Source organism: Pseudomonas mucidolens (genome assembly GCF_900106045.1).
GTDB classification, from domain to species: Bacteria; Pseudomonadota; Gammaproteobacteria; order Pseudomonadales; family Pseudomonadaceae; genus Aquipseudomonas; species Aquipseudomonas mucidolens.
Genome location: NZ_LT629802.1, coordinates 912,425 through 938,513, shown reverse-complemented (window position 1 = coordinate 938,513; position 26,089 = coordinate 912,425). Strand labels below are relative to the sequence as shown.

The 26,089-nt window shown below is 60.4% G+C and carries 20 protein-coding genes and 1 pseudogene; 12 read left to right on the top strand and 9 right to left on the bottom strand.

Annotated elements, in window-relative coordinates; genetic code table 11:
• Window positions 1–72 precede the first annotated feature (72 nt).
• On the top strand, window positions 73–339 hold the full coding sequence (locus tag BLU75_RS04645) for a DUF4404 family protein (protein WP_084381497.1): 267 nt from the start codon (window positions 73–75) through the stop codon (window positions 337–339).
• A gap of 71 nt (window positions 340–410) precedes the next feature.
• Here the strand turns inward: BLU75_RS04645 and queF are convergent, their stop codons facing one another.
• A complete protein-coding gene (gene queF / locus BLU75_RS04640; RefSeq protein ID WP_084381498.1) occupies window positions 411–1,241 on the bottom strand; it encodes an NADPH-dependent 7-cyano-7-deazaguanine reductase QueF in 831 nt (276 codons plus the stop codon).
• A gap of 69 nt (window positions 1,242–1,310) precedes the next feature.
• Window positions 1,311–1,835: a copper-resistant cuproprotein CopI gene (copI, locus tag BLU75_RS04635; RefSeq protein ID WP_084381499.1), complete on the bottom strand. Its 525-nt coding sequence runs from the start codon at window positions 1,833–1,835 to the stop codon at window positions 1,311–1,313.
• A gap of 155 nt (window positions 1,836–1,990) precedes the next feature.
• Here copI and BLU75_RS04630 point away from each other — a divergent pair, with 155 nt between their 5' ends.
• On the top strand, window positions 1,991–2,671 hold the full coding sequence (locus BLU75_RS04630; RefSeq protein WP_084381500.1) for a heavy metal response regulator transcription factor: 681 nt from the start codon (window positions 1,991–1,993) through the stop codon (window positions 2,669–2,671).
• Entirely contained in the window at window positions 2,668–4,026 is a 1,359-nt protein-coding gene (locus BLU75_RS04625) for a heavy metal sensor histidine kinase (protein ID WP_172832063.1), read from the top strand. Before BLU75_RS04630 ends, BLU75_RS04625 begins: the two co-directional genes overlap by 4 nt.
• Before the next feature lie 117 nt (window positions 4,027–4,143).
• Here the strand turns inward: BLU75_RS04625 and BLU75_RS04620 are convergent, their stop codons facing one another.
• The 3 genes from BLU75_RS04620 to BLU75_RS04610 are packed head-to-tail and all read right to left on the bottom strand — an operon-like array spanning window position 4,144 to window position 7,388.
• Window positions 4,144–5,388, bottom strand: a complete 1,245-nt coding sequence (locus BLU75_RS04620; RefSeq protein WP_084381501.1) for a lipoprotein-releasing ABC transporter permease subunit — start codon at window positions 5,386–5,388, stop codon at window positions 4,144–4,146.
• Between the two features lie 58 nt (window positions 5,389–5,446).
• Window positions 5,447–6,130 carry a lipoprotein-releasing ABC transporter ATP-binding protein LolD gene (gene lolD, locus BLU75_RS04615; RefSeq protein WP_165447422.1) on the bottom strand — a complete coding sequence of 228 codons (684 nt, stop codon included), beginning with the start codon at window positions 6,128–6,130 and terminating at the stop codon, window positions 5,447–5,449.
• 7 nt (window positions 6,131–6,137) lie between these two features.
• A complete protein-coding gene (locus BLU75_RS04610; protein WP_084381503.1) occupies window positions 6,138–7,388 on the bottom strand; it encodes a lipoprotein-releasing ABC transporter permease subunit in 1,251 nt (416 codons plus the stop codon).
• Between the two features lie 94 nt (window positions 7,389–7,482).
• Between BLU75_RS04610 and BLU75_RS04605 the strand changes: the two genes are divergently transcribed.
• Entirely contained in the window at window positions 7,483–8,067 is a 585-nt protein-coding gene (locus BLU75_RS04605; RefSeq protein WP_084381504.1) for a PilZ domain-containing protein, read from the top strand.
• 43 nt (window positions 8,068–8,110) lie between these two features.
• Window positions 8,111–8,833, top strand: coding sequence for a glycerophosphodiester phosphodiesterase (locus tag BLU75_RS04600; RefSeq protein ID WP_084381505.1), 723 nt, complete (start codon window positions 8,111–8,113; stop codon window positions 8,831–8,833).
• Window positions 8,834–8,875: 42 nt separating this feature from the next.
• Here BLU75_RS04600 and sthA read toward each other — a convergent pair whose 3' ends face one another.
• The 3 genes from sthA to BLU75_RS04585 form a co-directional block, all read right to left on the bottom strand.
• Window positions 8,876–10,270 carry a Si-specific NAD(P)(+) transhydrogenase gene (gene sthA / locus BLU75_RS04595; RefSeq protein ID WP_084381506.1) on the bottom strand — a complete coding sequence of 465 codons (1,395 nt, stop codon included), beginning with the start codon at window positions 10,268–10,270 and terminating at the stop codon, window positions 8,876–8,878.
• Between the two features lie 190 nt (window positions 10,271–10,460).
• A complete protein-coding gene (locus tag BLU75_RS04590; protein WP_165447423.1) occupies window positions 10,461–11,474 on the bottom strand; it encodes an FAD:protein FMN transferase in 1,014 nt (337 codons plus the stop codon).
• Between the two features lie 404 nt (window positions 11,475–11,878).
• Window positions 11,879–13,342: a glyceraldehyde-3-phosphate dehydrogenase gene (locus tag BLU75_RS04585; RefSeq protein WP_090221377.1), complete on the bottom strand. Its 1,464-nt coding sequence runs from the start codon at window positions 13,340–13,342 to the stop codon at window positions 11,879–11,881.
• A gap of 338 nt (window positions 13,343–13,680) precedes the next feature.
• On the opposite strand from BLU75_RS04585, the gene mfd reads away from it, so the two are divergent.
• From mfd to BLU75_RS04565, 5 genes and pseudogenes are all read left to right on the top strand, one after another.
• Complete coding sequence (gene mfd / locus BLU75_RS04580) at window positions 13,681–17,130, top strand: transcription-repair coupling factor (protein ID WP_084381508.1); 3,450 nt, start codon at window positions 13,681–13,683, stop codon at window positions 17,128–17,130.
• Between the two features lie 10 nt (window positions 17,131–17,140).
• Complete coding sequence (locus BLU75_RS04575; RefSeq protein WP_084381509.1) at window positions 17,141–17,710, top strand: CsiV family protein; 570 nt, start codon at window positions 17,141–17,143, stop codon at window positions 17,708–17,710.
• 9 nt (window positions 17,711–17,719) lie between these two features.
• A pseudogene (locus BLU75_RS04570) lies at window positions 17,720–20,413 on the top strand (DEAD/DEAH box helicase).
• 128 nt (window positions 20,414–20,541) lie between these two features.
• The gene (locus BLU75_RS27420) at window positions 20,542–20,718 is read left to right on the top strand and encodes a hypothetical protein (RefSeq protein ID WP_165447424.1); all 177 of its coding nucleotides are present in this window, start codon (window positions 20,542–20,544) and stop codon (window positions 20,716–20,718) included.
• Between the two features lie 124 nt (window positions 20,719–20,842).
• Window positions 20,843–22,969: a mechanosensitive ion channel family protein gene (locus tag BLU75_RS04565; protein ID WP_373863674.1), complete on the top strand. Its 2,127-nt coding sequence runs from the start codon at window positions 20,843–20,845 to the stop codon at window positions 22,967–22,969.
• Here the strand turns inward: BLU75_RS04565 and BLU75_RS04560 are convergent.
• Window positions 22,945–23,661 carry a UTRA domain-containing protein gene (locus BLU75_RS04560; protein WP_084381511.1) on the bottom strand — a complete coding sequence of 239 codons (717 nt, stop codon included), beginning with the start codon at window positions 23,659–23,661 and terminating at the stop codon, window positions 22,945–22,947. The two genes, BLU75_RS04565 and BLU75_RS04560, sit on opposite strands and share 25 nt — an antisense overlap.
• 350 nt (window positions 23,662–24,011) lie before the next feature.
• Between BLU75_RS04560 and BLU75_RS04555 the strand changes: the two genes are divergently transcribed.
• Both BLU75_RS04555 and BLU75_RS04550 read left to right on the top strand, forming a co-directional pair.
• On the top strand, window positions 24,012–25,079 hold the full coding sequence (locus BLU75_RS04555; protein ID WP_084381512.1) for an ABC transporter substrate-binding protein: 1,068 nt from the start codon (window positions 24,012–24,014) through the stop codon (window positions 25,077–25,079).
• Between the two features lie 202 nt (window positions 25,080–25,281).
• Window positions 25,282–26,088 carry an alkaline phosphatase family protein gene (locus BLU75_RS04550; RefSeq protein WP_084381513.1) on the top strand — a complete coding sequence of 269 codons (807 nt, stop codon included), beginning with the start codon at window positions 25,282–25,284 and terminating at the stop codon, window positions 26,086–26,088.
• Window position 26,089: the final 1 nt, after the last annotated feature.

Below are 26,089 nucleotides of genomic sequence, written 5' to 3'. Positions count from 1 at the left end.
CAGGTCAGTCCATAGACCTTTATCGTCACGCTGCGGTCTATGCCAATGCCTATCGATAAAAGGAACAACGCCATGCCTGCCCGCGAAAAACTGCAAGAACAGGTCAATATTCTGCGCGAGCAACTGGAACAGGACCCACCGCTGCCGCTTGAAAAACGTCAAGCACTTGAAGCTTTGCTCGCCAAGTTTGAATTGCAGCTTGAGCTGGAACCTGCCACTCAACCACCGAGCATCAGCGACGATGTGAACCGGGCGGTGGAAGGCTTCGAACTGGACCACCCGGGCATTGCCGCCACCTTGCGCAATATTGTCGTGACCCTGGGCAATATCGGGATCTAACGCAAGCCCACACCCAACACAACGTCAAAATGTGGGAGCAAGCCCGCTCCCACTTTTGATTTGGATAAAGGCTACTGACGAACCAGACGCTGGTTCTGGAAGGCCATATCCTCAGTGCTGCGATACGGATTGATATCCAACCCGCCCCGACGCACATACCGCGCATACACCGTCAGCTTCGAAGGTTTCAGCAAGCGCTGCAAATCGAGAAAGATCCGCTCCACACACTGTTCGTGAAAGTCCGAGTGCTGGCGAAAACTCACCAGGTACTCCAGCAAACTCGCGTGATCCAGGGCTGAACCGCAATACTCCACCGCCACGCTGCCCCAGTCCGGCTGGCTGGTTACCGGGCAGTTGGATTTGAGCAGATGGCTGTGCACGCTCTCCTCCACCACACGTGAATCATCGCAGCGCAGCAGCTCCGGACGCGGTTGCTCATAGTTGCTGACGCTGATATCCAAGTCGTCGATGCACACGCCCGGCAGGGCAACCACGCCCTCGCCTTCCACATCGCCAAGACTGCGGATGCGCACGCCCACCGGTTTTCCGGCCGCCGCGCTCAGGTCGGTACGCAAGGTCGTCTCAAGGCTTTGCACATCGGCAAAGGGCGTCTGGTTCAGCGAATTGAGGTACAGCTTGAAGGACTTCGACTCAATGATGTTCGGCGAATCAGCCGCAATGCTGAACTCGCCGATAGCCACCACCGGTTTGCCAGACGGCAGCAGCCAGGACAATTCGAAGCAGTTCCAGAAGTCCACGCCTTTATACGGCAGTGTCTCGGCAGTCAGGCCAAGTTCAGCCCATTTGGCCGCGCGCGGTATCGGGAACAGCAAGGATGGGGTGTAAGTAGAGATGTATTCACTGGACTTGCCCAGCGGCGAATGTTCGGCTGCGGGATGCATGGCGGAAACCTGGCTAGATAAACCCCGCCAGTCTACCAGCCTTTGCCCCCGCCTTTGCGTGCCAGCTGCTCACTGGCTGACGTTCAGCTTGCCAACCATGCCGGCTTGATAGTGCCCCGGGATATTGCAGGCAAACTCCAAAGCGCCGGCCTTACTGAATGTCCAGGTCAATTCCGCGGTTTTGCCCGGTTCCACCAGCACACTGTTGGGATCGTCATGCTGCATGCCCGCCATGTCGGCGTGCCCCATCGCGCTGTGGTCCATCTGGCCCATGCCGGTCGCGGTCAACATGCCACTGGCCTGCATCTTGAGCATTTCTTTCTGGTGATCCGCATGCATCGTTGCGTCGCCCAGATTGAATTCGTGGAGTAACCGGCCTTTATTAACCAACACAAAGCGCACGGTTTCACCGGCCTTGACGTCGAGGGATGTGGGTGAAAAGGCAATATCCTCAAGCAGCACTTGCACCGTACGCGTGGCCCGGGCCGCCGGCGCCGCTTCACCAAAAGCGAAAGTATGCCCGCCCGCAGCCAGCGCCGGGGCGCTCAACACCAGCAAACAACCCGCCAACCACCAAGACTTGCGCAAAAACATGTTGATCCTCCAAAGGTATGGGACTCGCCTGTGGGAAACTCTAATGATGCGCCGCTGCCAGCCAGCTGACTGCTAGATTACAACTTTGTCAGGTTGCGCCTGCGCCACGGCGCGCAAGGTATAAAGCCGCAGTTACCCGTTACCACGAGCCATCCATGAAACTATTGATCGTCGAAGACCAACCGAAAACCGGCCAATACCTGCGCCAGGGACTGGCCGAAGCCGGGTTCAACACCGAACTGGTGGCTGATGGCACGACCGGTCAACATAGGGCGCTGACCGGTGACTACGACCTGTTGATCCTTGATGTGATGCTGCCGGGCCGCGACGGCTGGCAAATCCTCCAGGCGGTGCGGAATGCAGGCCTGGAGATCCCGATACTGTTCCTCACCGCGAGGGACGCGGTGGAAGATCGCGTTCACGGCCTGGAGCTGGGAGCCGACGATTATCTGGTCAAGCCCTTTGCGTTTTCCGAACTGCTGGCCCGCGTCCGCAGCCTATTGCGTCGTGGCAGCAGCGGGCCACAAGACACCAGCCTGCAACTGGCTGACCTGCGCCTGGACTTGATCCGTCGCCGGGTCGAGCGCGGCACCCAACGCATTGATCTCACGGCCAAGGAGTTTGCCCTGCTGGAAATGCTCCTGCGCCGCCAGGGCGAAGTACTGCCCAAGTCGTTGATCGCCTCCCAAGTCTGGGACATGAACTTCGACAGCGACACCAACATCATCGAAGTCGCAATCCGCCGCCTGCGCCTGAAAATCGATGATGGCTTCCCCAACAAGTTGATCCACACCGTACGCGGCATGGGCTACGTACTGGAGGAGCGGTTCAGTTGATCACGCGATTGTCTTTGGCCGGCCGCCTGGCCTTGTTGTTTGCCGCCTGCACCACCGTGGTCTCGCTACTGGCGGGCGTGTTGTTCAACCACGCCAGTGAGAAGCACTTCATCGAGCTGGACCAGCAACTGCTCGACAGCAAACTGGTGGCCCTGCGCAGTGCCTTGCAAGGTGCCGATACGCCGGCGTTATTTGCCCAACGCGAACCGCAACTGCGCGAGGAACTGCAGCGCCAGCCCGACCTGACCCTGCGGGTCACTGCCAGGGATGGCCGGCGCTGGCTCGACGGCGCGCCGGGCATTACATTGCCCCAGGCGCCCGGCCTGCACAGTCTGCAAAACGCCGGGACCGATTACCGACTGTATAACGTGCCGCTCAAGGGCGGTGACGTTAACTCGCCACACCTGACGCTGATGCTCGACATCACCCATCACCAACACTTCCTGCAGCGCATGCAGCACCTGATCTGGCTGACCGTCGGCCTCTCGGCCCTGGCTACCGCGCTGCTGGGTGCCTGGGCCGCGCGCAGTGGCCTGCGCCCTTTGCGCCGGATGAGCGAAGTGGCCGCCGGGGTGTCCGCACACTCCCTGACCCAACGCCTGCCCCAAGAGCAAATGCCCGCGGAACTCGCGGAGTTGGCCCACGCCTTCAACGCCATGTTCGGCCGCCTGGATGACGCCTTCCAGCGACTCTCGGCGTTTTCCGCCGACATCGCCCATGAACTGCGCACACCGCTGTCGAACCTGTTGACCCACACCCAGGTCATCCTCACCCAGCCGCGGCCGCTGGAGGATTACCGCGAGGCTTTGCACAGCAATCTGGAAGAACTGCAATGGATGGCGCAACTGGTCAACGACATGTTGTACCTGGCCAAGGCCGATCATGGATTGTTGACCCCCAAGCGTGACCCGCTGGTGCTGGCGGATGAAGCCGACGCCCTGCTGGAATTTTTTGCGCCCTTGGCGGAAGACAGCCAGGTCAGCCTGCAGCGCGAAGGCACAGGACACGCTACGGGTGACCGCAGCATGTTGCGCCGCGCCCTGTCCAACCTGCTGGATAACGCACTGCGGTTCACGCCACAGGGTGGCAAGGTCAGTATGCAGATCGCGGAGGGTGCCCAGGGTGTGCAACTGACGGTGGAAAACACCGGGGACGGTATTCCCGAAGCGTCGCTGCCGAGGTTGTTTGATCGCTTTTACCGCGCGGACCCGGCGCGCCGTGAAGGCAGCAGTGAACATGCCGGGCTGGGGTTGGCGATCACTCAGTCGATTGTGCGGGCGCACGGTGGACGGATCTGGTGTGAGTCGGGGATGGGCTGGACCAGGTTTGTGATTGAGTTGCCGCTGGCGGAGTGAGGCTGGTGGTGCGAGCCCCTTCGCGAGCAAGCCCGCTCCCGCCTTCGACCGCATTCCAAAAGGTGTACGCGGTCAACCTGTGGGAGCGGGCTTGCTCGCGATAGCGCTCTTAAAAAACTACGAATACCTCAGCGCATGCGCCGGCTCAATCTTCGCCGCCCGGTACGCCGGATAAATCGTCGCCAAGAAGCTCAACACAAACCCGGCACTGCAAATCAGCAGCACATCTGCGCCCTGCAACTCGGAAGGCAGGTTGCTGACGAAATACACGTCCGAGCTGAAGATATGCTGCCCGGTCACACGCTCCATCCAGCCCACCAGCTCACTGACATTCAACGCGGCGATCACCCCCAGAACGCCGCCAATCAAGGTGCCGACAATCCCGATCACCGTGCCCTGGACCATGAAGATCGCCATGATCTGGCGCGGCGTGGCGCCGATCGTGCGCAGGATCGCGATGTCCGCGCCCTTGTCGTTCACCACCATGATCAATGTGGCGATGATATTGAACGCGGCAACGGCGACGATCATCAGCAGCAACAGACCGATCATGGTCTTTTCCATTTTCATCGCACTGAACAGGCTGCCTTGGGTGTGCGTCCAGTCGTCCGCCTTGTAGGCGGCGCCCAGGCCGCTGGCGATGTCCGCCGAGACCTTGGGAGCCGCGTACAGATCCTTCACCGCCAGGCGCACGCTTTGCACCTGATTCGGCTGCCAATGCTGAATCTGCGCAGCGTCGGCCACGTGGATCAGGGCCATCGAACCATCAAGCTCGGCCCCCACCTTGAACACACCCACCACATTCAAGCGCTGCATGCGCGGCGTGATCCCCCCCGGAGCGCTGCTGATCTCCGGAACGATCAAAGTCAGCTTGTCACCGACATTCAAGCGGAAGCGACGGGCCGTGATCTCACCGATCACCACGCCGAACTCGCCGGGTTTCAAGTCTTCCAGTTTGCCCTGGACGATATGCTGCGCCACGATCGAGACCTTGCCTTCCTGGGCCGGGTCGACGCCACTGATCTCGATCGGCTGCATCGCACCCTTGTAGGAGAACATGCCGTCCATTTGAGTGAACGGCACGGCGGCGGTCACTTCGGGATTTTTCAGCGCAGCGGCGGCCACCGGCTGCCAATCATCGATCGGCTTGACGCCGACGAGGGTGGCGTGAGGCACCATGCCGAGGATGCGTGAACTCATTTCACGCTGGAAGCCGTTCATCACCGACAACACCACGATCATCGCCAGCACACCCAGGGCGAGGCCGATCATCGAGGTCATCGAAATAAACGAGACAAAACGGTTACGGCGCTTGGCGCGGGTATAGCGCGTGCCGATGAAAATCGATAACGGTCTGAACATTCGCGGGCACCGTTGAAAAAATGGAAAACCCGGCGTCAGGCGCCGGGCTTGAAACAGCTCAGATGGCGACCAGATGACCTTCCTGCAGATGCAACACGCGGTCCATTTGCCGGGCCATGCTCATGTCATGGGTCACCACCAGGAACGCGGTGCGCATCTGGGTGCTCAGTTCCAGCATCAAGTCCTTGATGCCCTGGGCGGTATGGGAGTCGAGGTTGCCGGTGGGCTCGTCGAGCATCACCAGGCCTGGATTGTTGACCAGGGCGCGGGCAATCGCGACACGCTGGCGCTCGCCGCCGGACAGCTCAGCCGGCTTGTGCTCCAGACGATGGCCGAGACCGACCCGCTCCAGCAATGCCGTGGCACGTTGCCGGGCCTCGGGAATCGCGGTCTTGCCGATCAACAGCGGCATGCAGACATTTTCCAGCGCCGTGAACTCCGGCAACAGGTGGTGGAACTGATAGACGAAGCCCAGGGAACGATTGCGCAACTGGCCGCGCGCGCGCTCGTTCAAGGCCGACAGCTCTTCACCGGCCAGCCAGACACTGCCCTGGGACGGCGTATCGAGGCCGCCCAACAGGTTAAGCAAGGTGCTTTTACCGGAACCGGAACTGCCGACGATGGCGACGCGCTCACCCGGATGCAGTTCCAGTTGCAGGTTGGAAAGCACCACCACGGATTCCGGGCCTTCCTCGTAGGATTTGCCCAGGTTGCGGCAGCTCAGGATTGCTTTTTCACTCATGCCCGACTCACTCATAACGTAAAGCCTGCGCTGGCTGGGTACGTGCCGCGCGCCAGGCTGGATACAGGGTGGCAAGGAAACTCAGGAGCAACGCGGCGCCGCCGACCATCAACACATCCTGGCTCTGGACCTGGGACGGCAAGTAGTCGATGAAATAGACATCTGCGTTGAGAAACTTGTGGCCGATCAGGGTTTCGAGGCCGGCAATCGCCGCACTGACGTTCAGCGCCGCCAAAATCCCCACGGCGGTGCCGATCAGGGTACCCACCACGCCAATCACCGTGCCCTGCACCATGAAGATCGCCATGATCTGTCCCGGCGTGGCACCCAGGGTCCGCAGGATCGCGATATCGCCCTTCTTGTCATTCACTACCATCACCAGCGTGGAGATGATATTGAATGCGGCAACAGCCACGATCAGCAGCAATAATAGGCCGATCATGGCTTTTTCCATGCGGATGGCCTGGTACAGGTTGCCGTGGGTGCGGGTCCAGTCGCGGGCGTAATACTCGCTTTCACCCAGATGCTGGGCGATTTCCCATGACGTACGCGGTGCATCGAACAAGTCATTGAATTTAAGACGCAGGCCTTGCACCTGATCCGGCTTCCAGCGGTGCAGACGGGCCAGGTCGGTGAGGTTGGTCAGGCCGAGGAAGCCGTCAATCTCGCCCGCCCCGACATGAAAAATACCCACCACGGTGAAGCGCTTCATGCGCGGAAACATGCCGGCCGGGGTCACGGTGACTTCCGGGGCGACAAAGGTCAGCTTGTCGCCGATGCCCACGCCAAGCTTGGCCGCAGCCCGGTCGCCAATGACGATGCCGAAGCTGCCAGGCGACAATTCGTCCAGCTTGCCCTGCTGCATGAACTGGTCAATGATCGAAACCTTGCGCTCCTGCACCGGATCGATGGCGTTGAGCAGGACTTTCTGCACCTTGCCATCATGGGTCAACAGTCCTTGCATCTGGGTGAACGGCGCGACCGCCAAGACCTTGGGGTTCTGCTTGACCTTGTCGGCCAGGCCTTGCCAGTCGCTGAACGGTTCGCCGGATTCGATGGTCGCGTGAGGCACCATGCCCAGCACGCGGGTGCGCATTTCATGATCGAAGCCGTTCATCACCGAAAGCACCACGATCATCACCACTACGCCCAGGGCGAGTCCGATCATCGAGGTCAAGGAAATGAACGACACAAAATGATTGCGACGCTTTGCACGGGTATAACGCGTGCCGATAAATACGAAGAGAGGTCTGAACATGTCGGGGCTTGTTCGGAGGAAAAGAAGACGTCCCTGTGGCGGGGTCTGATAAGCAGCTTTACACTCAGACCATTACCGCTACCCGGGGTTCGCCATGACCACATTAGATGAAGAAGAACGCCGCGAATACTACCGTATCGAGGACATGATCGCACTCCAAATCAGCAGCCTGTCTGCGGCGCAAGCCAGGGGCAAGGAAGTGTTGCTGGATGAGTCTCCGCTATTCAACCTGCTCAGTGAATTGCACCTGAGTGAATTTGAATCCCAGCACCTGTTGCGCCAGCTCGGCGAGCGCGACCGCACCCTCGCCGCCCTCCTCAAAGTACAGAACAAACGCATGGACCTGCTCGGCCAGGTCATGGCGCACAGCCTCGTGGGCGAGATCGGCGCACCGCAGCCGGTCATCATTTCCGAAGGCGGTATCGACTTCCAGCACCCCACGATGCTGCTGCCCGACAGTCACCTGGCGGTCAAACTGGTGCTGATGCCCCAGGCGCTGGGCCTGTTGTTGCGGGCCCGGGTCACGCATTGCGACCCGAAGGGCGACGGTTTTGACGTCGGCACTGAATTTGAATCCATGACTGATGCCCAACGCCAACTGCTGGCGCGCTACATTTTGCAGAGACAGGCTCAGGAACGACGCCTGGCCCTGGAGCAAAGCGACGGCCAAAGCACCTGAATTCGTATTTATCCTGCCAGAACACCTGGCGCAAGGAGCAACTGTGACACTGATTTATGGCCACCGCGGCGCCAAAGGCGAAGCACCGGAAAATACCCTGACCAGCTTCCAGCAGTGTCTCGAGCATGGCGTACGCCGCTGCGAACTGGACTTGCACCTGTCGATGGACGGCGAACTGATGGTCATCCACGACCCGACCCTCAAGCGCACCGCCGATCGGCGCGGCAAGGTGGTGGAATATTCCGCCGCCGACCTGGTGAAGATGGACGCCCGCGCCGGCGGTCCTGGCTGGGTCACTCGCTGCCCGATCCCGCGCCTGGAAGAGCTGTTTGAAAAGTGCGACTTCGATCACTGGCAGTTGGAAGTCAAAAGCGCTTCACGCACCCGCGCGGCGAGCACCGTGCTGGCGATTCGGGAAATGGCCGTGCGGTTCGGCATCATGGACAAGGTGACAGTGACCTCCAGCTCGCGGGAAGTACTGAAAGCCGCTCTGGAGTTGACGCCGGACCTGTCACGGGGACTGGTGGCGGAATACGCCTGGCTCGACCCGCTGAAGGTCGCGCAAAACTATGGTTGTGAGATTCTGGCGCTGAACTGGACGCTATGTACCCCTGAGCGCCTGGCCAAGGCCCAGCGCCAGGGGCTGCACGTTTCCGTGTGGACAGTCAACGAACCTGCGCTGATGCGCAGGCTCGCCGACTTCGGCGTAGATAGCCTGATTACAGACTTTCCCGGTTTGGCCACTGCCACCCTCGGGAATTACTGAAATCGGTCTCCCCGGCCGGCTCAGGCCACCGGCCGGAGCCGCTCAAAAAAGCCGGTTGAGGCCGTCGTAGGCGGCGACCCGATAGGCTTCAGCCATGGTCGGGTAGTTGAACGTGGTGTTGACGAAATACTTGAGGGTATTTTGTTCACCCGGCTGGTTCATGATGGCCTGGCCGATGTGTACGATCTCCGACGCCTGGTAGCCGAAGCAATGCACGCCGAGGACTTCCAGGGTCTCGCGGTGAAACAGGATCTTCAGCATGCCTTGCGGCTCGCCGGCGATCTGTGCACGCGCCATGCTCTTGAAGAACGCCTTGCCCACCTCGTAAGGCACCTTGGCCTTGGTCAGCTCGTTCTCGTTCTTGCCGATGGAGCTGATCTCAGGAATCGTGTAGATCCCGGTCGGCACATCGTTGACGTAACGCCAGCTGCCATTGTCGACGATGCTCCCAGCGGCCGAACGCCCTTGGTCATGCGCGGCACTGGCCAGGCTCGGCCAGCCGATCACGTCACCGGCACCAAAGATATTGGTGACACAGGTGCGGTAGTTCTCATCGACTTCGATCTGGCCACGGCTATTGACCTTGACCCCGATGTTTTCCATGCCCAGCTTGTCGGTGTTGCCGGTACGCCCGTTACACCAGAGCAAGGCATCGGCCTTGATTTTCTTGCCGGACTTGAGGTGCAGGATCACACCGTTGTCCAGGCCTTCAACGCGGTCGTATTCCTCGTTGTGGCGCACGGTGATGTTGTTGTTGCTGAAGTGGTAGCTCAACGCCTGGGAGATTTCCGAGTCGAGGAAGCTCAGCAACTGGTCGCGGTTATCCACCAGCTCCACCAATACGCCCAGGCCGCTGAAGATCGAGGCGTATTCACAGCCAATTACGCCGGCGCCGTAGATGATCAGTTTGCGCGGGGTGTGGCCCAGGCTGAGGATGGTGTCGCTATCGTAGATACGCGGGTGGTGGAAATCGATATCCGCCGGGCGATACGGTCGCGAGCCGGTGGCGATGATGATGTGCTTGGCGACCAGCTTCTCGACCACGCCGTTGGCGCAGACCACTTCGACGGTTTGCTCGTCGGCAAAGCTGCCAGTACCGAAAAACAGGTCGACACGGTTACGAGCGTAGAAGCCGGTACGCGAAGCGACTTGCTTGGAAATGACTTTCTCGGCGCTCTTGAGTACGTCTGGGAATGAAAACCAGCGCGGCTCACCAATCGCCCGGAACATCGGGTTGGTGTTGAACTGCATGATCTGGCGCACCGAGTGACGCAAGGCCTTGGACGGGATGGTGCCCAGGTGGGTGCAGTTACCGCCGACCTGGCGACGGCTATCGACCATCGCCACCTTGCGCCCTGCTTTGGCGGCGTTCATCGCCGCACCTTCTCCAGCCGGGCCGGAACCCAGTACCACTACGTCGTAGTTGTAGACAGCCATGCGTACTCCTCAGAACAGGCCAGTGCGCACGGTTGGGCGCCTGGCTAAATCATGCCGCGGCCAGCGGTCATGAAGGATCAAATAGGCTCATGTGTGTGAGCCGGGGCACAGTCTATAGAACGCTTAACGCCGCGCACATTAACCCTTGGTCGCGTCGTAGGCCAGTTTTGCCTTTACTACATGGCAATTGTTACGGCTCGGACGTTGTCAGTTGCTCGAATGCCTTGTTACTGCGTGTGACGAAACCAGCCCCCTCACGCATCACAAAAAATGCCGCGATCCGCTGTTTTTCCGCGTATTCCCAGCCTTGCCGTGGCCCGAGGATCAACAGCAACGAGGACAAGCCATCGGCCATCAGCGCCGACGGCGCCAGCACGGTAACCGACGCCAGCGCATGGGTAATCGGCGCGCCAGTCCGTGCATCCAGCGTGTGAGAGTAACGACGACCATCCTGCTGGAAATAGTTGCGATAGTCACCCGATGTAGATACAGCGAAGCCATCCACCGCAATGATGCGCTCGGCTACTTGCTGGTCGTCACGGGGCTCTTCCAGCGCCACGCGCCAAGGCGAGCCGTCAAGCTTGCGGCCAGCGGCCTTCAACTCGCCGGTGGCTTCCACCAGGTAACGTCTTATGCCCAGCTGATTGAACCGGTCAGCAATCTGATCCACCGCATACCCGGCAGCGATGCTGTTGAAGTCGACTTGAACCGCCGCCTCCTTACACAGCCGATCACCTTCGATACGCAAATGCTGGTGGCCAACGCGCTCGCGTGCCGCAGCCAGCATCGCCGGATCCGGGACTTTTACCGTGCGCGCCTGGGGACCGAAGCCCCACAGGTTGAGCAAGGGCTCGACCGTCAGATCAAAAGCGCCGCCACTGGCCCGGGATAACTGCTCGCCCACGCGTACCAGCCGCAGGACCGCCTCGGGCATCGGCTGGCAGCTATTGGCCGGCAGGTCGTTGAAACGCTCGATGTCGGAGTCGCTGCGATAAGTCGACATCTGCCTGTCGACCTCATCGAGAATCGCCTCCACCTGCGGCTGCACATCGTCAGGCGCGGGCACTCCAGGCGTGCGGATGTACTTGATCGAGTAAGTGCTCCCCATCGTCGGACCGGCAAAGCTCTCCAGACTCTCGCCATTCCCGCACCCCGCCAGTATCACCAGCGCCCAGCAAACCGTTACATATCGCAGGTCAACCATAGGAGACGCCACCTTATCGCCGTGGGAAATTGACTGAAGCCGTACTCAAACACGTTTCCAGGCCCCACCATTATGTGGCATGTCGTCGCCGTTGCTCAGGGCAAGCGAACCGATCAACCCGCAGACACGAAAAAGCCCCGACCAGTCGGTAACGCTGTTCAATCAAGAAAGTCGCGTGCCGAACACCGTCCTGTGGCGAGGGGGCTCGTCCCCCGTTGGGCTGCGCAGCAGCCCCAAAAAGGCCTCCCCGTTCGTTCATTCAAATCGGGATGGCCGCTTTGAGGGCTGCTGCGCAGCCCAACGGGGGACGAGCCCCCTCGCCACAAAGGCGGTATCAGGCGCGTCACATGCTTAACTGAACAGCATTGCCGAACTGTCGGGGCTTTTTCATTGACGGCTGACGCTTAGCGCGGGAATGCTGGCGGGTTGACCCCTGCCATGTCTTCCATCACGCGCACCACCTGGCAGCTGTAGCCGAACTCGTTGTCGTACCAAACGTACAGTACAACGCGGTTGTCCTGGGTAATGGTCGCTTCCGCGTCCACCACACCGGCGTGGCGCGAGCCAACGAAGTCGGTGGAAACCACTTCCTGGGAATTGACGTAGTCGATTTGCTTGTGCAGATCGGAGTGCAGCGCCATGTAGCGCAGGTACTCGTTCATCTCCTCACGGGTGGCGGCTTTCTCAAGGTTGAGGTTGAGAATGGCCATCGACACGTTCGGCGTCGGCACACGAATCGCGTTGCCGGTCAGCTTGCCGGCCAGCTCAGGCAAGGCCTTGGCGGCAGCGGTGGCAGCACCGGTCTCGGTGATCACCATGTTCAGCGCGGCGCTACGGCCACGACGATCGCCCTTGTGGAAGTTGTCGATCAGGTTCTGGTCGTTGGTGTACGAGTGAACCGTTTCGACGTGACCGTTGATGATGCCGAACTTGTCATTCACAGCCTTCAGCACCGGCACGATGGCGTTGGTGGTGCAGGAAGCGGCGGACACGATCTTGTCGTCAGCAGTGATTTCAGCGTGGTTGATGCCGTGAACGATGTTCTTCAGCTTGCCCTTGCCAGGCGCGGTCAACACAACGCGATCGACACCCGGGCAGGCCAGGTGCTGGCCCAGGCCATCGGCGTCACGCCATACGCCGGTGTTGTCCACCAACAGCGCGTTCTGGATGCCGTACTGGGTGTAATCCACCTCGGTCGGGTTCTTCGCATAGATCACCTGGATCAGGTTACCGTTGGCGGTGATGGTGCTGTTTGCTTCGTCGATGGTGATGGTGCCATTGAACGAACCGTGCACCGAGTCACGACGCAGCAGGCTGGCGCGCTTGGTCAGGTCATTCTCGGCGCCTTTGCGCACGACAATGGCACGCAGGCGCAGGCCATCGCCGCCACCGGTTTTCTCGATCAGAATGCGCGCCAGCAAACGGCCGATACGCCCGAAGCCGTACAACACGACGTCGGTGCCTTTCCGAGCGACCGCACTTTGCTGACCGACGATGTCGGCCATTTCTTCACGGACAAATTGCTCGGCGGTACGGCCGTTGCCTTGAGTCTTGAATTTGACGGCCAACTTGCCCAGATCCACCGACGCCGCGCCGAGCTTGAGCTCGCTCATGGCTTTAAGCAGAGGGAATGTTTCGTGGACGGAGAGTTCGACATCGTCGGACTGACGGTGGCGAGCAAAGCGATGAGCCTTGAGAATCGCGATGACTGACTGGTTGATCAGGCTGCGGCCATAGATCGAGCTAACCACATTGTTATTGCGGTATAGCTGACCGATAAGCGGAATCATCGCTTCTGCGAGTGCTTCACGGTCGATCCATTCACCAAGACACTGGTCGGGCTTCTGAGTCACGGGAACCTTCCACATGTAGGGGCTGAAAAAAGGGGCTACATTATGCCGTCCGAGTCTCTGCGGAGCAATGCGCGCCCCGCAACAAAACCATTTGCAAAAAACTTTCACCGCGCCAGAGCCCAGTAAATACGCGGCTTCCAGAACTGCTCTTAGGAAACGCCCGGGGCGCGTTGTCCGTAACCCTCCGAAACATACGTGCATTTCGGCACTACATATTGAGTCAAAACCCGGCATTGTTTGTCATAGCCACTACATTTCCCACAAACTGCATTAGACACAGTCAGCAACTGACAGGCGGCACTCCGGGCCGTTACAATTACCGACTTTGTCGCAACGCTGGAGCTCAACCTTCCGTGCCCGTCCTGCGTCTACCGCTACTCCCTGCCGAAGCAGGTAAACAGCATTGGGGCAACTTGCCCGGTGCCGCCTTGAGCCTGGCTATCGCCGAGGCTGCCAGCGCAGCCAAGCGCTTTACCCTGCTGCTGACCGCCGACAGCCAAAGCGCTGAACGGCTGGAGCAGGAGCTGAGCTTCTTCGCCCCCGATTTGCCGGTGCTGCATTTCCCGGACTGGGAAACCCTGCCCTACGATCTGTTCTCGCCGCATCAGGACATCATTTCCCAGCGCATTGCCAGCCTGTACCGCTTGCCGGAACTGGCCCACGGCGTGCTGGTGGTGCCGATCACCACTGCCCTGCACCGCCTGGCGCCGACCAAGTTCCTGCTGGGCAGCAGCCTGGTGCTGGACATCGGCCAGAAGCTCGATGTCGAGCAGATGCGCACGCGCCTCGAGGCCAGCGGCTACCGGTGTGTCGACACGGTGTACGAGCACGGCGAGTTCGCGGTGCGCGGGGCGCTGATCGACCTGTTTCCGATGGGCAGCAAATTGCCGTACCGGATCGACCTGTTCGATGACGAAATCGAGACCCTGCGTACGTTCGACCCGGAAAACCAGCGCTCCATCGACAAGGTCGAATCGGTCAAGCTGCTGCCAGCCCGGGAATTCCCGCTGCAAAAAGACGCGGTCACCCGTTTCAAGGCACGCTTTCGCGAGCGCTTCGACGTGGATTTCCGGCGCTGCCCGATCTTTCAAGACCTGAGCAGCGGGATCACTCCGGCGGGTATCGAGTATTACCTGCCGCTGTTCTTCGATGAAACCTCGACCCTGTTCGATTACCTGCCACAGGACACACAAGTGTTCTCGCTGCCCGGTATCGAACAGGCAGCGGAGAACTTCTGGAACGATGTACGTAATCGCTATGAAGAGCGGCGCGTTGATCCATCCCGTCCTTTACTGCCACCCGCCGAGTTGTTCCTGCCGGTGGAAGACTGTTTCGCCCGCCTGAAAAGCTGGCCGCGTGTAGTCGCCAGTCAACAGGACGTGGAAACCGGCGTCGGCCGTGAGCGCTTTCCCGCGCAAGCGCTGCCAGACCTGGCGATCCAGGCCAAGGCCAACCAACCCCTGGAAGCGCTCTCCAACTTCCTCGGCGACTTTCCCGGCCGTGTGCTGTTCACCGCCGAATCCGCCGGTCGCCGCGAAGTGTTGCTGGAGCTGTTGGAACGCCTGAAACTGCGTCCGAAAACCGTCGACAGCTGGCCGGACTTTGTCGCTGGCACGGACCGCCTGTCGATCACCATCGCACCGCTGGACGAAGGCCTGCAACTGGATGACCCGGCCCTGGCGCTGATTGCCGAAAGCCCGCTGTTCGGTCAACGTGTGATGCAGCGCAGGCGTCGGGAGAAACGCACCGACGCCAATAACGACGCCGTGATCAAGAACCTCACCGAGTTGCGTGAAGGCGCGCCGGTGGTGCATATCGACCACGGTGTCGGGCGCTACCTCGGTTTGGCGACGCTTGAAATCGACAATCAGGTCGCCGAATTCCTCACCATGGAATACGCCGAGGGCGCCAAGCTCTACGTGCCGGTGGCCAACCTGCACCTGATCGCCCGCTACACCGGTAGCGACGATGCCCTGGCGCCATTGCACCGCCTCGGTTCTGAAACCTGGCAGAAAGCCAAGCGCAAGGCCGCCGAGCAAGTGCGCGACGTCGCCGCCGAACTGCTGGACATCTATGCCCGCCGCGCGGCACGCGAGGGTTATGCGTTTGCCGATCCTAAAGCCGACTACGCGACCTTCAGCGCCGGCTTTGCCTTTGAAGAAACCCCGGATCAGCAAACCACCATCGACGCCGTGCGCGCCGACATGCTGGCGCCCAAGCCGATGGACCGCCTGGTCTGCGGCGACGTGGGCTTCGGCAAGACCGAAGTGGCGATGCGCGCCGCCTTTATCGCGGTGCACGGCGGTCGCCAGGTGGCCATTCTGGTCCCCACCACCCTGCTCGCCCAGCAGCATTACAACAGCTTCCGCGACCGCTTCGCCGACTGGCCGGTGACCGTGGAAGTGATGAGCCGTTTCAAGTCCACCAAAGAAGTCAACGCCGCCGTTGCCGACCTGGCGCAAGGCAAGATCGACATCGTCATCGGTACGCACAAGCTGTTGCAAGACGATGTGAAGATCAAAAACCTCGGCCTGGTGATCATCGACGAAGAACACCGCTTTGGCGTGCGCCAGAAAGAACAGCTCAAGGCCCTGCGCAGTGAAGTCGACATCCTGACCCTCACCGCCACGCCGATCCCGCGCACGCTGAACATGGCGGTATCGGGCATGCGTGATCTGTCGATCATCGCCACGCCACCGGCGCGGCGCCTGTCGGTGCGCACCTTCGTCATGGAGCAGAACAAAAGCACGGTCAAGGAAGCGTTGCTGCGCGAGCTACTGCGTGGTGGGCAGGTTTATTACCTGCACAACGACGTAAAGACCATCGAGAAATGCGCCGCCGAATTGGCCGAATTGGTGCCGGAAGCGCGGATCGGCATCGGTCACGGACAGATGCGCGAGCGCGAACTCGAACAGGTGATGAGTGACTTCTATCACAAGCGCTTCAACGTACTGATTGCCTCGACCATCATCGAGACCGGTATCGACGTACCGAGCGCCAACACCATCATCATCGAACGGGCCGACAAGTTCGGCCTGGCACAGTTGCACCAGCTACGCGGCCGGGTCGGGCGCAGCCACCACCAGGCGTATGCGTATCTGCTCACGCCGCCACGCCAGCAGATCACCTCCGACGCCGAAAAGCGCCTGGAAGCCATCGCCAACACCCAGGACCTGGGCGCGGGTTTTGTACTAGCCACCAACGATCTGGAAATCCGTGGTGCCGGCGAACTGCTGGGAGACGGCCAGAGCGGGCAGATTCAGGCGGTCGGTTTCACGCTGTACATGGAAATGCTCGAACGCGCGGTGAAAGCCATCCGCAAGGGTGAGCAACCGAACCTTGATCAGCCGCTGGGTGGCGGTCCGGAAATCAACCTGCGCTTGCCGGCGTTGATTCCCGAAGACTACTTGCCGGACGTTCACGCACGATTGATCCTGTATAAACGCATCGCCTCGGCCACCGACGAAGAAGGCCTCAAGGACCTGCAGGTCGAGATGATCGACCGCTTCGGCCTGTTACCGGAGCCGACCAAGAACCTGGTGCGCCTGACGCTGCTCAAATTGCAGGCCGAGCAACTTGGCATCAAGAAGGTCGACGCCGGCCCTCAAGGTGGGCGCCTCGAGTTCGAAGCGCAGACGCCGGTGGACCCGCTGGTGCTGATCAAGCTGATTCAAGGCCAGCCCAGTCGTTACAAGTTCGAGGGCGCTACGCTATTCAAATTCATGGTGCCGATGGAACGTGCCGAAGAACGCTTTAATACACTGGAGGCGCTGTTTGAACGCCTCCTCCCGAAATCTGCTTGAAGGACGCCTCATGCGCCTGTTTCGTATCCTGAGTCTGTTGTTGGTGGTCGTTGCACCTTCGGCGTTTGCCGACAGCCTCTATCAGGTGGAAATGATCCTGATCCGCCAGAATGCGGAACCGCTGATCAAGAGCCGCGCGGCCCCGGAAGACTGGGATGCCGGTGCGCCGCGCCAGGGCAGCGAAAAGCCCAGCCCGCCACGCCTGGACACCATCGTCGAGAAGCTTCAGGCCAGCGGCGACTACAGCGTGCTGCTGCACAAAGCCTGGGAACAGAACCTGGGTGAGCAGCCGGTCAAGGTCAGGATCACCGACGGCCAGGAGCAGTTCAGCCAGTTTCCTATCGAAGGCATACTGAGCCTGCAACTGGGGCGTTTCACCCATATTGATGCCGATTTCTGGATCAACCAGTTCGACGCCAACGGCAGCGTCATTGCCAGTGAACACCTGAGCCAGAAAGACGTACTGACCAAGAACAATCAACTCAATTACCTGGACGGCGGCCATCTGGCGCTGCTGATCAAGATCACCTCATTGACCGCAAAACCGCCCAGCGCGCCGCCGTCCGACCTTCAGGACTGACACAGCGCCATGCCCGTGACATTGTCGCTGACCAAGCCCCTGGCCCCTTCATGGGCCAATCGCTTCAAAGAGCAAAGCCTCGAGCGTGGCCGACGCTACGCGCTGGAAAACCGCGTGCGGATTGTCGAGGCCGGTGACAGCACCATCATTGCCAGTTGCGAAGGCTCGGGCGCCAATGTCTACCGCCAGACGATTGCCCTGCGCGAGTCGGCCAAGGGCACGCTGATCCTGGTAGACAGCCGCTGCACCTGCCCCGTGCATACCAATTGCAAACACATCGCCGCAGTCCTGCTCAAAGTCCAGGAAACCCTGGCCTACCCCGCCGCCGTCAAGGATGCGCAATTGCTGGAAAAACTGCAGGCGGTACTGGATAACCGCGTGGTGCTGCCACAAGTGCTGCTCGAAGATATTCAGCCTGTCCCGCGTTTATGGCTGGCGAGCATCGAGTTCAGCGCCTTTGAGCCACGCAACGGCAAAATGCAGCGTTATATCCAGCACCGGGCGGCGCTGTCTTTCAACTATCAAGGCAACTACGTCAGCGGGCATAAAAACGCCGACATCATTGTCCGTGAGGAAACCCAGAGCCTGCGGATCAAGCGTCATCCAGAAGCTGAGCAATAGTTTCGCGAGCAACTGCGACGGCTTGGCTTCAAGATCGCCACCCGCCAGAGCAAGGCTTTGCCGGAAAGTGCCGGCGAACTGTTTGAGATGGTCAACGACAGCGCCTGGCTGAACTTCACCCTCAACGCGTCACCGACGCTGCGGGCCGAAGGCTGGGAGTTACAGATCGAAGAGGATTTCGGCTTCGACTTGAGCCCCGTCGAGGACTGGTACGCCAGCGTCGAAGAGGCGCCGGAGCGCGACTGGTTCGACCTTGAGCTTGGCATCATCGTCAACGGTGAGCGGTTGAGCCTGCTGCCGATCCTGTTGAACCTGATGCGCTCGCACACCGAAATCCTCAACCCGGAAAAACTCGCCCGTCGCCGCGATGACGAACTGATCCTGGTGCACATTCCCGGCCTGCCCACTGGCGGCCACGGTTCGCTGCAAGTCGCATTGCCCTATGGACGCCTGAAACCGGTGTTGGCCACGCTCGGCGAGTTCTACTTGCAGGAGCCCGGCAGCACCGTCCTGCGCCTGGCCAAGGCCGACGCGATTCGCCTCAACCCGCTGGAAGACCTGCCGCTGCAATGGCAAGGCGGCGAACAGATCCGCAACTTTGCCCAGCGCCTGCGCGACATCAAGAATTTCAGCGCCGTCGCACCCGAGGGCTTGAATGCGACCTTGCGCCCTTATCAACTGGAAGGCCTGAGCTGGATGCAGTCCTTGCGTCAGCTTGAAGTGGGCGGGATTCTTGCGGACGATATGGGCCTGGGCAAAACCCTGCAAACCCTGGCGCATATTCTCAGTGAGAAGATCGCCGGGCGCCTGGATCGACCTTGCATGGTGGTAATGCCCACCAGCCTGATCCCCAACTGGCTCGACGAAGCAGCGCACTTCACCCCACAGCTCAAGGTATTGGCGCTGTATGGCGCAGGGCGCAAGAAGCACTTCGCCGAACTGCAGAATTACGACCTGCTGCTGACCACCTACGCCTTGCTGCCCAAAGATATCGAGCCACTGGCCGCATTGCCCTTGCACGTGCTGATCCTCGACGAAGCCCAGTACATCAAGAACCCCACCAGCAAGGCCGCGCAGGCTGCCCGCGAGCTGAATGCCCGCCAACGCCTGTGCCTGAGTGGTACGCCGCTGGAAAATCACCTGGGCGAACTCTGGTCGCTGTTCCACTTCCTGCTGCCAGGCTGGTTGGGCGACGTGAAAAGCTTCAACCGCGACTATCGCGTGCCCATCGAAAAACGCGCCAGCGAAGTACGACTGCAACACCTTAATGGTCGGATCAAGCCATTCCTGTTGCGTCGCACCAAAGAAGAGGTGGCAACCGAACTGCCGCCCAAAACCGAAATCATCCACTGGGTCGACCTCAACGAGGCCCAGCGCGACGTGTACGAAACCATGCGTTTGGCGATGGACAAAAAAGTCCGCGACGAAATCACGCGCAAGGGCGTGGCCCGCAGCCAGATCATTATCCTGGAAGCGCTGCTCAAACTGCGACAGGTCTGTTGCGATCTGCGACTGGTCAACGACGCCACCCTGCCGCAGCGTGGCAGCAGCTCCGGCAAGCTCGACAGCTTGATGGCGATGCTCGATGAATTGTTTGCCGAAGGGCGCAGGATTCTGCTGTTTTCCCAGTTCACGTCCATGCTCGGTCTGATCGAAATCGAACTGCAAAAACGCGCCGTGGCGTACGCGCTCCTGACCGGCCAGACCCGGGATCGGCGCACGCCAGTGAAGGACTTCCAGAGCGGCAAGCTGCAGATTTTCCTGATCAGCCTGAAGGCCGGCGGCGTCGGCCTGAACCTGACGGAAGCGGACACCGTGATCCACTACGATCCCTGGTGGAACCCGGCCACGGAAAACCAGGCCACCGACCGCGCGTACCGCATTGGCCAGGAAAAGCCGGTATTCGTCTACAAGATGATTGCCCGGGGCACCGTGGAAGAGAAAATCCAGGCACTTCAACAAGAGAAGTCAGACCTTGCGGCGGGCGTATTGGATGGCCGGACCACCGGGGATTGGAAATTGGGGAATGAGGACATCGAGGCGTTGTTTGCCCCGTTGCCGAACAAACAAGAAAAGCGCTGAGGTGTCGAGCTGCATCCCGGTCATCATCCCGCAGCGCAGTCACTGGCGAGTTTCTGATACACATCAACTCCACTTTGCGCAAAACGGCCTAGACTGATACTTGTCCATCCTGACAAGGCCGTTACCCCATGATCCCGATGTCCGCGTTCCACTCCATGCTCATCCCCATCCTCACGGGCATGATCCTGCTGGCCGTGGGTTTCAATTTCCGCGACAAGAACCTCGGTGTGTTCGGCATGTGGGTCGGTATGCTGCTGATCCTCGGCACAGTGATCTACAAGATCCTTGCCAAACTGGCTGATTAGACAAATGCACTCGCATTGGGCATAACGGCCTCGTACACTCGGTCAATTCGTCGTTTACAAGGTTGACCGCCTCGTGCATTCCCGCTTGTTTGTCCTGCCGTATTACCTGTTCGCCTGCCTGCTGATGTTATTGCCGGTCGCGCCTGCGCAAGCCGTCGGCCTACCCGGCATGCTGGGCAGTTCCAGCAAGGCCCAGCCACAAGCCGACGTTCCGTTGGGCCAGTCACTGGATGAAGTGATCAAAACCCTGGAGAACGACCAGCAGCGCACGCAACTGCTGAGCGACTTGAAAAAACTCCGCGAAGCCACTCAAAAAGCCCAACCCGCCGTTGAGCAAGGCGTACTGGGCCTCATCGGCGGTACCCTGACCAGCCTGGAACAGCAGTTCTCCGGAGCCGACAGCCCACTGGGCCGCTGGTCCGAGGAGTTCGACCAGGCCAAGGATGAATTCGCCGCGCTGACGCTTCCCGCGGCCGAATGGCTGCCGATCATTTTTGGCTTTGCGGTGATCCTGGCACTCTGGAGCCTGCTGGCCGCCGCGCTGATCTGGCTCAGCCATCGCGTGCGCGAGCGCTTCGGACTTCCCGAGGAACTGCCGCAACACCCCCGGACCTGGGACATGGTGCGCTTCGCCCTGCGCAAACTGGGGCCGTGGTTGATCGCCCTGGTGATCACCGTCTACTTAAGCTATGCGCTGCCCTCTTCCCTGGGTAAATCCCTGGCCATGGTGCTGGCCTACGCGCTGGTGGTAGGCACCTGTTTCTCGGCCATCTGCGTGATCGCGTTCTCGCTGCTCGACGGTCCACACCGGCATCGAGCGTTGTATATTCTACGCCGCCAGGCTTTTCGCCCACTCTGGCTGATCGGCAGCTTCGCCGCCTTCGGCGAGGCCCTGAGCGACCCGCGCCTGGTGCAAGGCCTTGGGTCACACCTGGCGCACACAGCCGCTACCGTCGCCAACATCATGGCGGCCTTGTCCACCGGCGTTTTCATCCTGCGTTTTCGGCGGCCCATTGCGCATCTGATTCGTAACCAACCGCTGTCCCGCCGTCTGACGCGTCGGGCGTTGAGTGACACCCTCTCCGTCGTGGGTACTTACTGGTACTTGCCAGCCCTGCTGCTGGTGGGTATTTCACTGTTCGCCACCTTCCTTTCCGCCGGCGATACCAGCACCGCCCTGCGCCAGTCGTTGCTCTGCACGGTGTTGCTGGTGTTGTGCATGGTGATCAACGGCCTGGTGCGTCGCCACTCGCTCAAGCCGCAGCGCGGACTCAGACGCCATACGCTGTATTCCGAGCGCCTGAAGAGCTTTTTCTACACCCTCGCCCACTTGCTGGTCTGGACCGTCTTTATCGAGCTGGGCCTGCGTGTCTGGGGCTTGTCGCTGATTCGGTTTATCGAGGGCGACGGCCATGAAGTCGGGGTCAAGCTGCTAGGCCTCGGCGGTACGCTGCTGTTTTCCTGGTTGATCTGGATCCTTGCCGACACGGCGATCCACCACGCCCTCACCCGTTCCCGCAAGGGCCTGGCCAACGCTCGGGCGCAGACCATGATGCCGTTGATTCGCAACGTGCTGTTTGTGACGATCTTCATCATTGCGGCGATCGTCGCCCTGGCCAACATGGGCATGAACGTCACGCCACTGCTGGCCGGTGCCGGCGTGATCGGTCTGGCCATCGGTTTCGGTGCGCAATCGCTGGTGGCGGATTTGATCACGGGCCTGTTCATCATTATCGAGGACTCCCTGGCCATCGATGACTATGTCGACGTCGGCGGCCACCTCGGTACCGTGGAAGGACTGACGATCCGCACCGTACGCCTGCGGGACATCGACGGGATCGTGCACACGATTCCGTTCAGCGAGATCAAGAGCATCAAGAACTACTCCCGAGAGTTCGGCTACGCGATTTTCCGCGTCGCTGTGCCCGCCACCATGGACATCGATGACGCGATCAAGCTGATGCGCGAAGTCGGACAGAAAATGCGCGCCGACCCGTTGCTGCGTCGCAATATCTGGTCGCCGCTGGAGTTTCAGGGCGTGGAAAGCTTCGAATCCGGCAACGCCATCCTGCGCGCCCGCTTCAAGACCGCACCGATCAAGCAGTGGGAAGTGTCGCGGGAGTTCAATCTATCCCTCAAGCGTCATCTGGACGAAGCCGGGATGGATTTGGCGACGCCGCGCCTGAGCGTGCAGGTGGTGACGGCGGCGAGCGGCCCGCAGGCCTTTCAGAGCACATCCACGCCCACGTGAATGGCGTCATGCCGCCAGAACTCCAGATCACAATCGATCAGCCGTTCGTGCTGATCGTAATTGACCCGGGCAATCCGCAGCCCGGGACTGCCCACTGAGACTTTCAACGCCGCGGCCGCTTCCACTTGCAGTGAGGTCGGCACAATTTCAAAACGCACCCGCCCGTAATGCAGGTCGTACTTGCGGGCATACAGTTCGGTCATTGACTGACTCAGATCACAGCCCAGAATCCCCGGAAAATACTGCGGGTTGAGGTAGTGCTCGACGTACAACACCAAGCGCCCGTCAATCCGCCGGCTCCTGCAAATCTGGATCACGCTGGACAGCGCCGGCAGTTGCAGCCAGGCACACACCGCCGCCGAGGCTGGTTGCAGCCGCGCCGAGATCACTTCAGTCGAGGGCACCCGGCCCTGGGCGCTGACCATCGCGTGAAAGTGACTGCGCTGCATCAAGTTGTAGGCCAGCCGGGGGGGGGGCGAGACAAACCAGCCACGGCGTTCCTCACGGTAGATCTGGCCCTGGGCCTCCAATTGCAACAAGGCTTCGCGCACGGTAATCCGGGTGGTACCGAACAACTCGCTGAGCTTGCGCTCGGCGGGCAGTTTGCTGGCGGCGACCAATAAACCGTGATTGATCTGCTCTTGCAACGCCAGGCCAATGGTTGTCACCGCTTTGGTTGCCTCATCACGCATCAACGTTACCTATCTGGACTAGACCAGCACTGTTTGGGTGCCCAAGGCGCCCCTGAAATGAGCGGTTGCTGGTGCATGCAAGCCTAGGCATTGCACATGACCGACAGATGACAACGCCTCCCGGAGCGCCGCCACATAACCTGCAAAACATCGGCCAAGACCATGGATTCCGGGGACGCGGCCATGGTCTACGCTTACCCGGCAACCGCCTGCCACAAGGTGCAAAAAACGCCATCGACACGAAACTGTCATCCAGCGCGCCTAAATTGGCTCGTGTATTGCTGACCTAGACCAATACCAACCGCGCCATCAAAAAAACGCAGCGTTGAAAACGCCCAAAGGAGCTTCGGATGAAACAGCTTTTCCTGGCATCACTGTTAGGCTCGACCATTGCCATGTGCACCACCGCCATGGCTGCTGATACCGATCTAAAAACCCTCGAAGCGGCCGCCAAGGCGGAAGGCACCGTCAACAGCGTCGGCATGCCCGATGACTGGGCCAACTGGCGGGGTACCTGGGCCGACCTGGCGTCCAAGTACGGCCTCAAGCACATCGATACCGACATGAGTTCCGCCCAGGAAATCGCCAAGTTCGCCGCGGAGAAAGACGACGCCAGCGCCGACATCGGTGGCGTCGGCGCGGCCTTCGGTCCGATTGCGGTGAAACAGGGCGTGGTCCAGCCTTACAAGCCGAGCACCTGGGAGCAGATTCCGGACTGGGCAAAGGATAAAGACGGCAACTGGGCGCTGGCCTACACCGGCACCATCGCCTTCATCGTCAACAAAAAGCTGCTGCACGGCTCCGAGGTTCCAAAAACCTGGAAAGACCTGCAGACCGGTAAATACAAGGTTTCCATCGGCGACGTCAGCACGGCGGCCCAGGCAGCCAACGGTGTACTGGCCGCGGCCCTGGCCAACGGAGGCCACGAGAAAAACATTCAGCCGGCACTGCTGATGTTCGCCGACATCGCCAAACAAGGTCGCCTGTCGCTGGCTAACCCCACCATCGCCACCATGGAAAAAGGCGAAGTGGAAGTCGGCGTGGTCTGGGACTTCAATGGCCTGAGCTACAAGGCCAAGATGGCCAACCCGGATGACTACGTGGTGCTGATCCCCGCGGACGGTTCGGTGATCTCCGGCTACACCACCATCATCAACAAATACGCCAAGCACCCGAATGCGGCCAAGCTGGCCCGTGAATACATTTTCAGCGACGCCGGCCAGATCAACCTGGCCAAGGGCAACGCACGGCCGATTCGCGCCGAGCACCTGACCTTGCCGGCAGAGGTACAAGCCAAGCTGCTGCCGAACGAGCAGCACAAGAAGGTGACGCCGATCAAGGATGCCGAAGCGTGGGAGAAAACCTCCAAGGCACTGCCGCAGATGTGGCAGGAAACCGTCATCGTCGAAATGCCGTAAGGCATTGACCACATTGGAATTCCGCTGGAGTTCCAATGTGGGAGCGGGGTTGCTCGCGATAGCGGACGGTCAGTTGAAGCCTCTGTAACTGATCCACCGCTATCGCGAGCAAGTCGAATCGTCGCACCGCCGCTCCCACACTTTTGACCCCGTTCCTCCAAAGACATTGAACCAAGCCTATTGCTGCGGAGCCTCAGCCCCCATGAAGCACAACGTCATCCTTGTGGTGCTCGACGGTCTCAACTACGACGTTGCCCGACATGCCATGGGGCATCTCCAGGCGTATGTCGGTACCGGACGCGCAGCACTCTACAAACTGGAATGTGAACTACCGGCCCTGTCACGCCCGCTGTACGAATGCATCCTCACCGGCGTCCCCCCGATTGAAAGCGGCATCGTCCACAACCAGGTTACACGCCTGTCCAACCAGCGCAGTATTTTCCATTACGCCACCGAGGCAGGTCTGACCACTGCGGCGGCGGCCTACCATTGGGTCAGCGAGTTATACAACCGCTCGCCGTTCATCGCCGCCCGTGATCGACATACCGACGACAGGCTGCTGGCGATCCAGCAGGGTCACTTCTACTGGAGCGACCACTACCCGGACGCGCACCTGTTTGCCGACGCGGAAAGCCTGCGGCTCAAACACGCACCCGACTTTCTGCTGGTCCACCCGATGAACATCGACGACGCCGGCCACAAGCACGGTCTCGATACCCCGCAATACCGCAACAGCGCACGCTCGGCCGACATTATCCTCGCCGATTATCTGCAAGGCTGGCTCGACGCCGGTTATCAGGTACTGGTGACGGCCGACCACGGCATGAACAACGATCGCTCCCATAACGGCCTGCTGCCGGAGGAGCGTGAAGTCCCGTTGTTTGTCCTGGGCGAGGCCTTCAGCCTTGACCCCGGGGCCCGCCCCAAACAAACCGAAATCTGCGGCACCGTCTGCGCCCTGCTTGGCGTTGCCCACGACAAACCTGTCTGCCGGGAGCTGTTGAAGTGAA

Bases quoted from the DNA above. Each gene is read 5' to 3' on its own strand.
- BLU75_RS04610 (WP_084381503.1), bottom strand. From the start codon at position 7,388: ATGTTCAGACCTCTCTTCGTATTTATCGGCACGCGTTATACCCGTGCA.
- sthA (WP_084381506.1), bottom strand. From the start codon at position 10,270: ATGGCTGTCTACAACTACGACGTAGTGGTACTGGGTTCCGGCCCGGCT.
- BLU75_RS04630 (WP_084381500.1), top strand. From the start codon at position 1,991: ATGAAACTATTGATCGTCGAAGACCAACCGAAAACCGGCCAATACCTG.
- BLU75_RS04555 (WP_084381512.1), top strand. From the start codon at position 24,012: ATGAAACAGCTTTTCCTGGCATCACTGTTAGGCTCGACCATTGCCATG.
- BLU75_RS27420 (WP_165447424.1), top strand. From the start codon at position 20,542: ATGATCCCGATGTCCGCGTTCCACTCCATGCTCATCCCCATCCTCACG.
- BLU75_RS04575 (WP_084381509.1), top strand. From the start codon at position 17,141: ATGCGCCTGTTTCGTATCCTGAGTCTGTTGTTGGTGGTCGTTGCACCT.
- BLU75_RS04605 (WP_084381504.1), top strand. From the start codon at position 7,483: ATGACCACATTAGATGAAGAAGAACGCCGCGAATACTACCGTATCGAG.
- BLU75_RS04645 (WP_084381497.1), top strand. From the start codon at position 73: ATGCCTGCCCGCGAAAAACTGCAAGAACAGGTCAATATTCTGCGCGAG.
- lolD (WP_165447422.1), bottom strand. From the start codon at position 6,130: ATGAGTGAAAAAGCAATCCTGAGCTGCCGCAACCTGGGCAAATCCTAC.
- copI (WP_084381499.1), bottom strand. From the start codon at position 1,835: ATGTTTTTGCGCAAGTCTTGGTGGTTGGCGGGTTGTTTGCTGGTGTTG.
- BLU75_RS04550 (WP_084381513.1), top strand. From the start codon at position 25,282: ATGAAGCACAACGTCATCCTTGTGGTGCTCGACGGTCTCAACTACGAC.
- BLU75_RS04565 (WP_373863674.1), top strand. From the start codon at position 20,843: ATGTTATTGCCGGTCGCGCCTGCGCAAGCCGTCGGCCTACCCGGCATG.
- queF (WP_084381498.1), bottom strand. From the start codon at position 1,241: ATGCATCCCGCAGCCGAACATTCGCCGCTGGGCAAGTCCAGTGAATAC.
- BLU75_RS04590 (WP_165447423.1), bottom strand. From the start codon at position 11,474: ATGGTTGACCTGCGATATGTAACGGTTTGCTGGGCGCTGGTGATACTG.
- BLU75_RS04620 (WP_084381501.1), bottom strand. From the start codon at position 5,388: ATGTTCAGACCGTTATCGATTTTCATCGGCACGCGCTATACCCGCGCC.
- BLU75_RS04585 (WP_090221377.1), bottom strand. From the start codon at position 13,342: ATGTGGAAGGTTCCCGTGACTCAGAAGCCCGACCAGTGTCTTGGTGAA.
- BLU75_RS04560 (WP_084381511.1), bottom strand. From the start codon at position 23,661: ATGCGTGATGAGGCAACCAAAGCGGTGACAACCATTGGCCTGGCGTTG.